Here is a 12,578-nt window from a genome sequence, read left to right as displayed (position 1 = left end):
CCCCTCACCCACCCACGACACGACGCCCCCGCACGTACGTCTCCCGCACGGGCGTCGTGTCGCTGCCGAAGACGATGCGCGAGAGCACGTCGCCTCGCTCCTCCACGTAGGCGGGGAGCTCGATCACGCAGAAGTCCGCGTCCTTGCCCGCCTCGAGGCTACCCGTCTCGGGCGCGATCCCGAGCGCCTCGGCGCCGCCGAGCGTGCCCAATCGGAAGAGCTCCTCCGGGGTGATCGGGTCGCCGATGCACATCGCATTGTCGTACGTGGAGGACATGATGCGCCGCACGTCGAAGGTGCGGCCTGCGGCGACGTCCGTGCCGAGGGCGACGGGAATCGAGCGGGCGCGCGCCTCGCCGAGGCGCATGCGGCCGCTGCCGAGGAAGAAGTTCGAATCGGGGCAATGCGCGACGCGCGCGCCGCGCGCGCGGATACGATCCCATTCGTCCGGCGAGAGGTGAATGGCGTGCGCGAGGAGCGTGCGCTCGCCGAGGAGGCCGGTGCGGTCGTAGATGTCGAGGTAATCGGTGGCGAACGGGTGCACGGCGAGCGCCGCCCGGCATTCGTCGAGGTTTTCCGAGAGGTGCGTCTGGACGAACAGGCCGTGCTCCCGGGCGAGCCGGCCCGCGCCCTCGAGCAAGGCGCGCGAGCAGGTGGGCGCGAAGCGCGGGGTGATGACGAAGGAGAGGCGGCCCCGATCGTGGCCGTGGTAGGCCTGGACGAGCTCGGCGCAGGCGGCGAGCGCGCGCTCCGCGTCGACGCGGAGGGGCTCGGGGCAATGCTGATCCATGAGGGTCAGGCCCGCGAAGGCGCGATGGCCGCTCCGCGCGAGGGCCTCGAAGAGGACACGCGTGGCCGCGGGGTTCGAGCTCGAATAAAGGACGGCCGTGGTGGTGCCGGCCGCCGCGAGGCGCAGCGTGAGCTCGGCAGCGACGGCGGAGGCGTGGCGCTCGTCGAGGAAGCGCGCTTCTTCGGGGAAGACGGTGCGCTCGAGCCAAGGCAGGAGCGGGCCCGTGGCGCTGCCGATGACGCGGGTCTGCGGGTAATGCAGGTGCGCGTCGACGAACCCGGGCACGAGGAGGAAAGGACGAGCGTCGCGCACGAGGGCGCCGTTCGGCGCGCCCGTCCAGGGCTCGACGGCCTCGATGCGGCCGTCTTCGCCGATCACGAGGACGCCGTCGTCGAGGAACCGGAGCCCCTCGCCGCCCGAACACGCGGTCATGACCCTGCCGCGAAATGCCCGCTTCATGCTCGTCCCCCTCGCGCGCCGCACGTCATGAAAAGCCGAGAATGGTCAACGAATCGCAAGCTGACTCCTCTGCGTCCAGCCCATGAGCACACCCTCGGCGCCGGTTTGCAAGACAAGGACCCACTCGCCCTGCTCGCGGACGACGAAGACCGAATCCCCGACGTTCACCTCCCCCGTCGGATCGGCGTCCTCCGAGGCCGAGAGGCGCAAGGTCGCCTTGTGACGCACGACGGCAGGCCGCATGCGGCCACGCGGCGCGCCCTCGTCGGGCTGCGCGGAATCCGAAGGGCGGGCCGAGTCGCGTGGTCCGTCGCGGAAAGGATCGAAGCGCGGGCCGAGGAGAGGCTCGCTGCCATGATCGTCGTCGTCCTCGTCATCCTCGGCGAGCCCGGCCCCGATCGGGTGCGGCTCGGTCGCCTGTCCTCCCAGGGGCGCGCGGAGCACGCCCGAAGGGCCGAACGGCGCGAGGCCCGTGGCGCGAAGGAGCGCAGGCGTCGCGGAGACGGCGACGAAGCAAGCGGTCGCGACGAGGAGGAGCGTGGTGAGCGTGTCGATCCAGCGCCCCTGGCGCGGCGCGGGAGCACGGCCTTCGGGGGAAGGAGGCGGGGGCGCGGAGGAGGTCGTCACGAGGTCGAGGATAAGCCAGAGCGGGCGGCGCGGCAGGTCCCGCGGCTACTTGAGCTCCCGCGGCAGGGGCGCGACGGCAGGATCCGCACTCTCGCTCTTGGCTTCGAGGGTGGTCCCGACCGCGGCGCAGCAGCGAAAGCCTTGCTGGTAGAAGGTGTGGTTCTCGTCGTGCGAGCGCGTGGAGGGCCGGCAGCGCGTGCGCACGGGGCCCCAGTAGCCGCCCTTCAGGATGGAGGCGTGGGCCTCCCAGCTCCGGACGTTCTTGGTCCACTCGTCGACGTTGCCCGTCATGTCGTAGATGCCGAACGGGCTCTTGCAGCGCGGACGCGAGCCCGAAGGGACGCCCTGCCAGAGGCGGTCGAGCTCGTTCATGGCGGCGAGGCCGTCGCGGGGCTGCATGGCGCGCTCGTTGTAGGGGCGCCACTTGTTGTCGATGACGCACGCCTCGGTGTCGCGCACGTAGCCGTACGGATAGGGCTGCGCCTCCTCGCCCTCGCAGGCGAACGTCCATTCGAGCTCGTCACAGAGGCGCTTGCCCTGCTCGGCGCAGAGCTCGTTCGCCTCGTGGAAGTTCACCATGATGACCGGATAATCGCCCTTCCGGTTCGGATACTCGAAGCGATCCATGCAGAAGTGCATGGGCTTCGTGGGCAGCTCCTTGGAGAGCGCGAGCCACTGGTCCCGGTCGAACTCGGCGCAGCGCTCGGGGTAGTCGCGGTTGATCCACTTCGTGCAGGTCTTCTTCTGCAGCTCCTCGACCGATTTGCCGTCGTAGGCGGCCGTCGCCGAGGGGTCGACCTTCATCGTGCCCTTCACCTCGACCATGCCGCCCGGACACGCGCGGCGGTTCGCCTCGAGCATGTCCGTGGTCTCGGTCGGCTCGACGGAAGGCGCAACGATCTGCCAGTGCTTGCCCCCGACGAGCCGCCACTCATGGGTGGGCTTGCGCGGGACGACGCCGCGGATCGCGCCGAGCGCGAGCGAGAGCGGCAGATCCTGCTTGGCGGCGAACTTGACGATGCCCACGGCGGAAGCAACGACGCAGGCGAGCACGCTCGCGCCGACGACGGCATGAACGGTGCGTGATCCTCGCGGGGTCGGCTCCGGGTCAGGGGCAGGCGGCAGGGACGAGGTTTCTGCGGGCATGACGGTTCGACGCGCCTCGCTAGGGTGATGGTGCAATCTCGGTGGCGAGCTTCACGAGCCGGGCCACGTCGTCCGGACGGCCTTCCGAGAGGTCTTTCGTCTCGCGCGGGTCGGCCCCGAGATCGAAGAGGAAGTTGCGGTTCTGCTTCTTGCGCTCGATCACCATGAGCTTGAGGGGCCAATCGATCAAGGCGACCCGCTTCGAAGCATACGCGAGCACGGGAGGACGGCGCGGCGCATTCGGTTCGAGGCGCGCGTGAGGCAGGAGCGAGACGCCCGAGACGCCGTCGAGCGGCGCGTTGCCCAAGGCGAGCACCGTGGGAGCGACGTCGAGCGTGCTGACCGCGCCGTCGCCGTATCGACCCGGGCGTCCCCCGGGCAGCGCGACGACGAGGGGCACGCGGATCATCTCCTCGTAGAGCGAAGAGCCGTGCCCCTTGTCGCCGTGCTCGTCGAAGCCCTCGCCGTGGGAGCCGTGGACGATCCACGCGACGCGGGAGGCGCGGCTCCACTTCGACACGAACGCCGCGATCTGCCCGATCTGCTTGTCGACGAAGGCGATCTCGCCGTCGTAGAGGCCTTCCTGGCCGCGGCCGAAGCGCAGGCCCGCGTGCTCGAGGTAACGCTCGTGCGCGTCGAAGAGGTGGATCCAGAGGAAGATCGGCGCGTCCTTCTTGCCGAGGTCTTCGAGGACGGAGAGGGCCGCACGCGTGGCGAGCGCGCCCGTGACGCTGCGCTCGGGGTGCTCCTCGCGATAGACGGGCTCGAACCGATCGAAGCCCTGCGCGAAGCCACGATCCTCGCTGAGCCACGTGAACGAGACGACGGCGGCCGTCGCATACCCGGCCCGCTTCATGCGCTCGGCGACCGTGTCGATCTCGTCCGCCAGCGTGGGCCACTCGCGGCGGTTGTGCGGGGTCTGCGAGAGGGGTTTGCCCGAGACGAGCGGGGCGAGCGCGCGCTGGGTGTCGCTGCCCGTGGCGTACGCATGCTCGAAGAGGACGCCGCGCGCGGCGAGCTCTTCGAGGTGCGGCGTGGTCTTCTGGTCGTAACCGTACGCGCTCGTATGATCGGCGCGCACGGTGTCGAGCGTGATGAGCAGGATGTCCGGGCGCGAAGGATCGAGGGCCTTGCCCGCAGGCGCGGGCGCGGACGGCGCAGGCGCGGGCGCAGGCGTGGCCGACGACGGAGGCGGCGCGGAGCCGGGCGAGGCCGCGGGGGCTTTCGCCGGCGCCTCGGGGCGAGGCGTGTCGGCGCCGCTGCAGTCCTGATCGATGCCGTCGCCGGGCACGTCCTCGGCGCCGGGGTGGCGCCGAGGATCGCCTTCATCACAATCGCCGCCACCGAAATGCGCGCCCATGCCGTCGCCGTCGCGATCGGTCCAGCGCTCGAGGGCCGAGAGCATCGTCGCCGCGAGGCCACCGCCCGCCTGCACCGCGCGCCCGAGCGGCGGCGACGATTCGAGCCGCGCCGAGGCTGCGATCATGAGCACCGCGGCGAAGGGGACGCCGAACGCGGAGGCGAGCTTGAGGAGCCTGTCGCTGAGCTCGATGGAGGCGACGAGCGCGGTCGCGAGGACGGCGATCGCGAGGTCGACGAGCGCCGCGCTGACGGACGCGGCGCCCGTGCCGCCCGACGCGCGATAAAGCCAAGCCGCGACGACGAGAAGCGGCAGAACCGAGACGACGGCGCCGCCCGCCGCGACGTGGAGCGGGCGAACGCCACGCGCGACGAGCCCCTGGCCGATCTCGACCATGCGGCGCGCGACGAGCGCGCAGGCGACCACGACGAACGCGCCGAGCACGCCGAAGGTGGCGCCGCCGAGGCCGCGGTGATGCGTGAGGGCCTTGAGCAGGCCCGCGAGGACGGCGAGCGCCGGGAGCGCAAGCCCGATCCAGAGCGCGATCCCGAGCGCCGCCGTGGGCCCGGCGCCCGCGCCGAGCACGCCCCGGAGGCCGCGCCCCGCGGCGCGCAGGAGCACGATGGAGAGCGTGACGAGGGGCAGGAGCGCCGCCGTACCCACGAGCAAGCCGTCGAGGAACGTCCCGCCCGCGCCGCTCGTCCGGAGCGCGGTGGGAACGGCCGAAAAAGCCGCGACCGCGAGCGCGAGCACGCACGCCTCCCCGAGGCGCATCGTCCAGCCGGTCTTCGTCATGAGAGGCGAATGTGGGTGCGGAAGGGGCCCATGACGGCGAGGGCGTAGCACCAGGCCACGGAGCCGAAAAGACGAAACCGGCGCGGCCCGAGGCCGGAAAAACTCAGGGCGCCGCGGGGCACGAAAGACCACACACGGCGGCGACTTGCCCGACGCAGTTGTCGTCCCAGGTATCGCAGCAGCAATAGGGGTCGTTGTCGCAGATCGCCTGGATGCACTGGATCTCGACCGCGCTCTCGGCGCAGCTCGTCGGGGTCAGGGCTTCGCCGGGCTGGCAGATGCCGTGGTTGCAGCCGGCGTTCTTGCAGCAGGATCCCCCCCTGCAGATGCCCGCGCAGCAGTCCGTGGCTTTCGAGCAAAAGCTGCCCTCCTGCCTGCACTGCCCACACTGGCCGTTGATGCACGAGCCGCTGCAGCAGGTGTAACTCTCGTAGCAACCCTCGCCGTCGTTCGCGCACTGGCACGTGCCCTGGCAGCGCAGGGTGCAGCACTCGTCGTCGAAGTCGCATTGCTGGCCGGTCTCGGTGCACGCCGAGGGCTCGACGCAGCGCTCGATGCCGGGCTTGCAGAAGAGGTCGCCGCAGCACGGATCGGGCCCCGTCGGAGAGCAGGGGGCGGAGAGCGGCAGGCAGCCCGCGGTGCCGCAGATCCCGAGCGTCTCGTCGCAGCCGGCGGCGTTGCAGCAGTCGCCGTCCGCGAGGCAAGGCGCGTCGTCCGGCGTGCACTTGGGCTGCGTGCAGATGCCTCCGTCGCAGAGGCCCGAGCAACAATCGACGTCGCCCATGCAGTTGAAGCCGTCGGGAAAGCAGGTGTCCGCGCTGCACACGCCCGAGGCGAGGCAGACGCCGCTGCAGCACTCGAAGCTCTCGGCGCAGGGCTCTCCGGCCGCGACGCACGGGGTGCCGCCGCAGGTCGGCGGATCGCCTTCACACTTGCCGGTGCAGCAGTCGACGTCGTCCTTGCAGGACGAGCCAGTCGTCACGCAGCAGCTCTGCCGGCTGCAGACGGCGGCGCCGCCCGAGAAGCCGCAGCATTGCTCGTTCGTCGTGCAGCTCTGCCGGGGGTCGCGGCAGATCGGGGGCATGTCGAGGCAACGGCGCGCGCTCTTGCAATCCGTGAGGCAGCCGGCGAGCCCATCGAGGAAGCTCGCCTTGCCCTCGGCGGTCGCCACCGCGAGCTGCGAGCTCACGTGCCCCTCACACTTGGCGAAGCCCGCGTCGCCATAACAACGCTCGAGCAGATCGCAGAGCGCCTCGGACGCGGAAGCGTAGCCGTCGAGGTCGAGGACGCCGAGGCAACTCGCAGCTCCGATCGAGACGAGCGTGGCGAGCAGGGCGCCGAGCACGCGGCGGGGCCGGCTCATGGCGCTTCGAGAAGGCGAAGGTTCGGGGCGCGGCGCTCCGGCGTGCACGTTCGAGTCCCCCTAAGGTTTGTCGCCGAAGCACGCGTCGAGCGGGGCCTTGCAGTTCTGCTCGAGGCACGTGTGGCACGTGTCCTGCGGATCGGCCGTGAGCAGCTCGATGTTCTGGCAGAACCCCGTGCAGTCGTCGGTGCACACGGAGCACGCGCAGTCCCGGAGATCCTCGAGCCGCCCCCGGCCGAACGCGCACTCGTACGTCATCCCGTTGCCCTGCTCGGTGGCGACCTGAAAACACGTGCGACACGTCTGACAGGTGTCCGAGGTCGAGCACATGAGCACCGAGTCGTTCCACGGGCAGCACTCGCACCCGGGCTTCTCGCCGTCGCAGCCGGGGATCGCGGCGTAACACTCGGCCGCGTGCTCGCAGATCGTGCCGCACTGCTTCTTCTCGAACGTGTCGAGGAACGCCGTGCGCTCCGCCTCCGACGCGGCCGTGATGCGCGCCTGCGCGCGCGTCGCGCACGACGTGATTTGTTCGAAGCCCGGGCACGTGCAGAGCGCGGCGGCGGCGTCCTGGTAACCATCGAGACCGAGCACCGTCGCGCACCCGCCGGCGAGGCCAAACGCGACGATGATCGCGGCGATCCTCACGCCGAGGGGTCGCTTCACAGCGCGCCCCCCACGACGATCCCGCCGCCGTTCGGCCCGGCCCACGGGGCCACCCACACAGGGCGCGGAACGACGACGCCCGTCGCGGGGCGCGGCGACGGTGCCGCCGGGGGCGCCGTGAGGAGGAGCGTCACGCCGACGGCCGCCGCGACGATGCCGCCGAGGCCGATCCACTGCCCGGCTTCGGCGAACGCCTGCGCCGAGGAGATCGCGGCGAGACCGTCGGGCGTGCAGAACTTCTCCACGCAGGCCGACCTGTCGCTCGCGGCGCCGCGCTTGGCGAGCGCCACACCCTCGAGCGCGCCCGCGGCGATGAGCCCCGCGGCGCCGAAGCCGCCGACGACGAACCCCGCGAGCCGCTGCTTGCTCGACCCTGGCGGAGGAGGAGGCGGCGTCGGCTCGACGAGCTTGACCTTTCGCGGCTTCGCCTTGTCGAGCGCCTCGATGTCGAGCGTGATCTCGGTGCGGTCGCCTTCCTTCGTGATGCGGACGCGCTCTTCCTTGAGCTTCATGCCGTCGTCGCGCAGGACGAGGAGGTCGTGCTCGGCTGGATCCGCGGGCAGCTCCACGCCGAAGACCGCGGGCGCGAGCTTCACTTGGTCCCAAAGAATGTCGACGCCCGGGATCTCGTTCTGGACGTTGATGACGACCTTCGGCAGCTTCGGGAAGAGCGCGTCGCGGCGGCTCCGGGCGAAGTCGGCGCGTTTGTCCCCGTCGCGCAGCGCCTTCTCCATGGCCTCGCCCCACGTCGACCACGCCGTCGCGGTGCGACCGAGCTTCTCGTAACAGTCGGCGAGGTTGAGCAGCGTGCCGAGCGTCGGATCGAGCTTGTAACTCGCGTCGAACTTCGGGCACGCCTCGGCGAAGTTCTTCTCGCTCATGAGCTTCTTCGCCGCCTGGAACAAGGCGTCGGCGGCGGCCGGATCGTTCGCCCGCGCGACGGGCGCAGCGAGCACGAGGCCGAGGCCGAGGGCGAGGCCCATGCCCCCGCGCAGAGCTGCACCGCGCGCGCGTGACGCGCGTGGCGTTGTCCGACCAGGCAGAGGGCCCTGCATGCGAGAGTGTTCCATCCGAGAAGACCGCCCCCGGGGGAGCAGCGTCGTTCGCACTTCAGCGTACCCTATACCCCAGCTCCCCGGGGAAGCCGAAGAAACGGCAGGGGCGTTAGTGCCGGCCCGACAGCGGATCGAACGACTTGTTGTTGCGCGGACCCACGGTCCCCTTGAACGGATAGGTCGTCGTCGTGGTGGGATGGGGAAACGGCGGCCTCGTGGTCGTCGTGGGCGCCGCGTCGCTCACCCCCGCGTCCGCGATCTGCGTGTTCGCCGACGTCGACGAAGGCGCAGGCGTCGGGTTCGTGACGGTGTGCTGCACATCGTTCATCGGCACGACCGTGGGCGGGTACGCGGAGGCGGTCGTCTTCCCATCGGGCGACGCAGGCCGCATGCTCGGATCGTCCACGGTCACGGGCGGAGGACGCAGGAACCAGAGCACCGCGCCCGCAAGCGACGCGCCCACGAGCAGGGCGACGATCCCGGCGCGGAGCACGCGGCTCTTCCGGGACGGCGCGGTGCCGAGCTTCATGCCCGTGAGCGTGAGCGGCCCTGCGGAGCTCTTGCGTTGCGTCTCTTGCGGCGTGAGCGTCGGCGGCGGCGCGGGATCGGTGGGCGGAGGCTCACCGAGCAGGGTGAGCTGCGAGGCGCTGAGCGTCGCGGCCGCCGCCGTCGACGCGGGCGGGGTGAGGTGCTTCGCGTCGATGATGAAGCGACCGGTGATCCGATCCGGCCCGCTCCCCGGGCCGGGGAACGTCTCGATCACGCCGAGCGACTTCGCGAGCGCGGTGACCGCCTCTCCGGCCGAGGCGTAGCGGACCTTCACGTCGCGCGCGCAGCACACGGCGAACCAGTCGTCGTAGTCGTGGCCGAAGGGCGCGCCGTGCTCGCTCGGGATGGGCATCGGCTCGTACGCGATCTGCGCGATCAGGTGGGTGATCGTCTCGGCCGTCCAGATATCGCGGCCCGTGAGGAGGCGGTGCGCGATGAGCCCGAGGGCCCAGACATCCGTTTGACCAGAAATCTTCGACGACTCGCCCTTCGCCTGCTCGGGCGACATGAAGAGCGGCGTTCCGAAGATCTGCCCCGTCGTGGTCGCAGCCGCGCGGACGAGCTCGCGCGAGGCCTCGCCGGTGAGCTTGGCGATGCCGAAGTCGAGGATCTTGATGCAGGGCGTGCCGTCCTCGCGCGTCGTGAGAAACAGGTTCTCGGGCTTGAGATCGCGGTGGACGATGCCGAGGGCGTGGGCCTTGTCGAGCGCGCGGGCCGCCTGGCGGAGGTAGAGGACCACGTCGGTCGGCGGGAGCGGCCCGAGGCGCTCGACGCGCTGATCGAGGTCCTCGCCGCGCAGGTACTCCATCACGAGGAAGGGCGCGCCGTTCAGGTTCGCCGCAATGTCCGCGTCGGTCACGCGGACCACGTGATCGCTGTTGATCCGCGCCGGCGTGCGCGCCTCGCGGCGGAAGCGCTCGAGCGCCACGGAGTCCGAGATCACGGCCGAGTGCAGGATCTTGAGCGCGAGCTGTTCGTCCGTGTGGACATGCTCGACGAGGAACACCGAGCCCATGCCGCCGCGCCCGAGCTGACGCACGACGCGGTACCGATCGGCGATCACGGTGCCGGGCTTGATGTTCTCGGCGGGGTTACTCACTTGCGCCTTGGTTCCTCCGCTCCCTGCCTCCCCTGAAATTACACGGATCGAAGGGCAACCGCTACCGCGCGGTGCGTGACGACGGGCGGGGCCTCCGTCCCGGGCCGAGGACCCCCGAAAAAGCAGCGTTCACTTGCACTTGGACGTCGCTTCGAGGGCCGCCCGCGCGAGCTCCCGCACGTTGCGCGGGACCTTCGGATCGAGCAGCGGGGCGAGCCTCGCGCGGAGATCCTGCGGTTTTATGTCCCCGAGCGCCGCGATCGCCGCCGCGCCGAGGGTGCGCTCCCCTTCGCTCATGGCGAACGGCGTGCGGCGCGCGAGCTTCGTCCACGTGTCCACCTGGGAACGATCACACATCGCCGCGAGCGCCAGGAGGGCCCGCGCGCGCACCTCGGCCTGCTCCTCGTCGTTCCCGGCGAGCTCGCGGATCGGACCGAGGTAGGCCGTCGCCTGGTGCATGCCGAGACCATCGAGCGCGCGGCCGCGCACCTCCGGCGAGGCATCGCCGAGCGCCGCCGCGAGCGCCGCGTCCCCCGCCTTCGTGCTCGGCATCTCGCCGAGGCTCCGCGCCGCGTTCGTCCGTACGAACGTGAATGGATCCTGCGCGAGGCGTTTTCCGAGCGCGGTCACGAGCGCCGCGGACGGAGCCTCGTCCGTTCGCCCGCGCGCGCCGAGCGAAAAGACCGCGGCGTCGCGCACGCGCACCTCCGGATCCTCGGAGGCTTCGAGGAGCGAAGGCAACACCTGCGGCGCGCGGTGAGCGACCTCGGCGGCGCGCAGCCGCACGTGCCGATCGGGATCCTTGCGCAGCGCCGTGACGAGGAACGTCTCGGCGTGCTTGTCGCCGGCGCGCGCGAGATCCGCCGCGGGTCCGAGCAGGAGGTAGCGCGTCCGGAACGGAGCGCCTTCCGTCGCGAGCGAAGCGAACGCGTCGCGCGCGCCCGGCACGAGATCGATGCGCGCCCCGAGCGCCCGGAGCAGATCGATCCGCACGACCTCGCTGCGCCCCGCGAACCGCTCCTTTTCGAACTCCGCGCCGAGCGCCGCGAGCGCCCGTTCACTCTTGGCCGCGTGCGCGAGCGAGCCGCGGAGCTCGCGCCGGAGTGCGTCGTCCGGGGTCGCGAGCGCATCGACGAGGACGGGGATCGCCTCGGCCGGCGCGATGAGCGAGAGCTCGGCCGCTGCCTCGATCCGGACCTTGCCTTCGCCCTTCACCACGAGCTCGGCGAGCGAGGCCGCGGACGCGCGACCGCAGCGACGTAAACGATCACGCGCGTGCACGAGCACCGGCTCCTCGGGGGCACGCTTCGTACCCTTCTTTTCGAGCTCGGCTTGCATCACGCGTGTCCAGAACGGCGCCTGGTCCGCGCACGGCGCGGCGTCGATCACGCCCTCGGCGAGCTTCTTGCCGGCGTCGTCGAGTTTGTCGTAGCCCTGGATCGTCGCCTTCACCGCGGCGCTCCCGCCCCGCGCGAGCAGCGCCGCCGCGCCCTTCGATCGATCGCTCCCGCCCGCGAGCGCGCCCACGAGCGCCTCGGGCGAGCTCTCGTCGAACGCGGTCCGCGCCGTGATCTCGGCGATCGTCACGCGCGCGTCCGCCGCGCTCTCCGGCGCGTACGCCGTGTCGAGCACGACCGACAGACACGTGGCCGTGATCGGCTCGGGCAGCTTCACCTCGTACCGCGCGCCGGCCTTCTTGAACGCGTCCTCCGCGAAGCTCACCTCATAGAGTTTTTCCGGCGTGGCGAGGTAGATCCTCTTCGGCGCGGCGCCCCCGGACACCTCGGCCTTGGGCGGGCGCACGACGATGTCGAGCGACGCGATCGGCACCTCGCTCGCCGACGAGAATGTCACGAACTCCCCGCGACCCGGCCCCGTCTTCGCCTCGGACCACGCCGTCTCCGGATCCCCGTCCGTGAGCGTCGCGAACGCTTTGCCCACTGCGCTCGACGCCGTCCGCGCCACGAGCAACGGCACGAGCGGCCGCGGTTTGTCCCCGGAGACCTGGGCCGCCGCGAGCTTCACCGCCGCGGCGCGCTCCTCGCCGGAGAGGTTCTGCACGCTCGCGCCGCGCTTCAGCGTCATCGTCTGCGGATCGACCTCGCGCGCCGAGACGAGCGCGGGCCTGCCGCACACCGTGACGTCGTCGCGCTGCTCGCCCACCACGAGCCGGACGCCTTTCTCCAGCGGCTCCTCGACCAGCACGGCCGCGCGCTCCTCGCCGTGCTCACCCTTCGCGAGGCCCGTGAAGCCGGTCCAGAGCGTGATCGGCGCGTCGCCTTTGCCCGCGAGCGGCGCGCCGAGGAGCGCCACGAAGCTCGCTCCGCCGGGGCCCCCGCCGGCCACGACACGCACGACCTGCCGCCCGCCCACGAGCGTCTTCGTTTCGAGCTTGGCGCCTTTCGCGACGAGATCGAGCGCCCCCGCGGGCAGCTCGATCGTCGTGCCCGACTCCGCGTTGCAGTCGGCCTCTTTCGCGCAGACACGCGCGACGATGCCCGCCTTCGACACGCGCACGGCGAGCGCCTGCTGACCGGCGACGGCCGGGGCGACGATCACATCCTTCGAGCTCTTCGAATCGGGCGCGGCCTCGGACGTCGCAAGGACGAGCGTGCCTGTGGCGAGGGTGGCGAGGGCGGGGAGCGCTGTGCGGAGCCGCATGGCCGCAT

At 71.3% G+C, this 12,578-nt stretch carries 9 protein-coding genes; all 9 read right to left on the bottom strand.

Annotated features, from left to right (window positions below):
* Nucleotides 1-4: 4 nt before the first annotated feature.
* The 9 genes from QHF83_RS03670 to QHF83_RS03630 all read right to left on the bottom strand — a co-directional run bounded on the left by QHF83_RS03670 (nucleotide 5) and on the right by QHF83_RS03630 (nucleotide 12,570).
* The gene (locus QHF83_RS03670; protein WP_282416354.1) at nucleotides 5-1,249 is read right to left on the bottom strand and encodes a guanine deaminase; all 1,245 of its coding nucleotides are present in this window, start codon (nucleotides 1,247-1,249) and stop codon (nucleotides 5-7) included.
* Between the two features lie 45 nt (nucleotides 1,250-1,294).
* A complete protein-coding gene (locus QHF83_RS03665; RefSeq protein ID WP_282416353.1) occupies nucleotides 1,295-1,876 on the bottom strand; it encodes a hypothetical protein in 582 nt (193 codons plus the stop codon).
* A gap of 45 nt (nucleotides 1,877-1,921) precedes the next feature.
* Nucleotides 1,922-3,022: an SUMF1/EgtB/PvdO family nonheme iron enzyme gene (locus QHF83_RS03660; RefSeq protein ID WP_282416352.1), complete on the bottom strand. Its 1,101-nt coding sequence runs from the start codon at nucleotides 3,020-3,022 to the stop codon at nucleotides 1,922-1,924.
* Between the two features lie 19 nt (nucleotides 3,023-3,041).
* Complete coding sequence (locus QHF83_RS03655; RefSeq protein ID WP_282416351.1) at nucleotides 3,042-5,177, bottom strand: sulfatase-like hydrolase/transferase; 2,136 nt, start codon at nucleotides 5,175-5,177, stop codon at nucleotides 3,042-3,044.
* A 103-nt stretch (nucleotides 5,178-5,280) separates the two neighbouring features.
* A complete protein-coding gene (locus QHF83_RS03650; RefSeq protein WP_282416350.1) occupies nucleotides 5,281-6,540 on the bottom strand; it encodes a hypothetical protein in 1,260 nt (419 codons plus the stop codon).
* A 60-nt stretch (nucleotides 6,541-6,600) separates the two neighbouring features.
* Nucleotides 6,601-7,206: a hypothetical protein gene (locus QHF83_RS03645; RefSeq protein ID WP_282416349.1), complete on the bottom strand. Its 606-nt coding sequence runs from the start codon at nucleotides 7,204-7,206 to the stop codon at nucleotides 6,601-6,603.
* The gene (locus QHF83_RS03640; RefSeq protein WP_282416348.1) at nucleotides 7,203-8,189 is read right to left on the bottom strand and encodes a hypothetical protein; all 987 of its coding nucleotides are present in this window, start codon (nucleotides 8,187-8,189) and stop codon (nucleotides 7,203-7,205) included. The genes QHF83_RS03645 and QHF83_RS03640 overlap by 4 nt, the downstream gene beginning before the upstream one ends.
* 181 nt (nucleotides 8,190-8,370) lie before the next feature.
* Complete coding sequence (locus QHF83_RS03635; protein ID WP_282416347.1) at nucleotides 8,371-9,909, bottom strand: serine/threonine-protein kinase; 1,539 nt, start codon at nucleotides 9,907-9,909, stop codon at nucleotides 8,371-8,373.
* A 129-nt stretch (nucleotides 9,910-10,038) separates the two neighbouring features.
* A complete protein-coding gene (locus QHF83_RS03630) occupies nucleotides 10,039-12,570 on the bottom strand; it encodes a HEAT repeat domain-containing protein (protein WP_282416346.1) in 2,532 nt (843 codons plus the stop codon).
* Between the last annotated feature and the right edge of the window lie 8 nt (nucleotides 12,571-12,578).

The sequence above is a fragment of the Polyangium sp. 15x6 genome (assembly GCF_029960785.1).
Classification (GTDB): domain Bacteria; phylum Myxococcota_A; class Polyangia; order Polyangiales; family Polyangiaceae; genus Polyangium.
This window is presented reverse-complemented; position numbering and strand designations above follow the sequence as displayed.

Excerpts from the sequence above, each read along its gene's own strand:
- QHF83_RS03660 (WP_282416352.1), bottom strand. The coding sequence starts at position 3,022 with ATGCCCGCAGAAACCTCGTCCCTGCCGCCTGCCCCTGACCCGGAGCCG.
- QHF83_RS03650 (WP_282416350.1), bottom strand. The coding sequence starts at position 6,540 with ATGAGCCGGCCCCGCCGCGTGCTCGGCGCCCTGCTCGCCACGCTCGTC.
- QHF83_RS03670 (WP_282416354.1), bottom strand. The coding sequence starts at position 1,249 with ATGAAGCGGGCATTTCGCGGCAGGGTCATGACCGCGTGTTCGGGCGGC.
- QHF83_RS03630 (WP_282416346.1), bottom strand. The coding sequence starts at position 12,570 with ATGCGGCTCCGCACAGCGCTCCCCGCCCTCGCCACCCTCGCCACAGGC.
- QHF83_RS03655 (WP_282416351.1), bottom strand. The coding sequence starts at position 5,177 with ATGACGAAGACCGGCTGGACGATGCGCCTCGGGGAGGCGTGCGTGCTC.
- QHF83_RS03640 (WP_282416348.1), bottom strand. The coding sequence starts at position 8,189 with ATGGGCCTCGCCCTCGGCCTCGGCCTCGTGCTCGCTGCGCCCGTCGCG.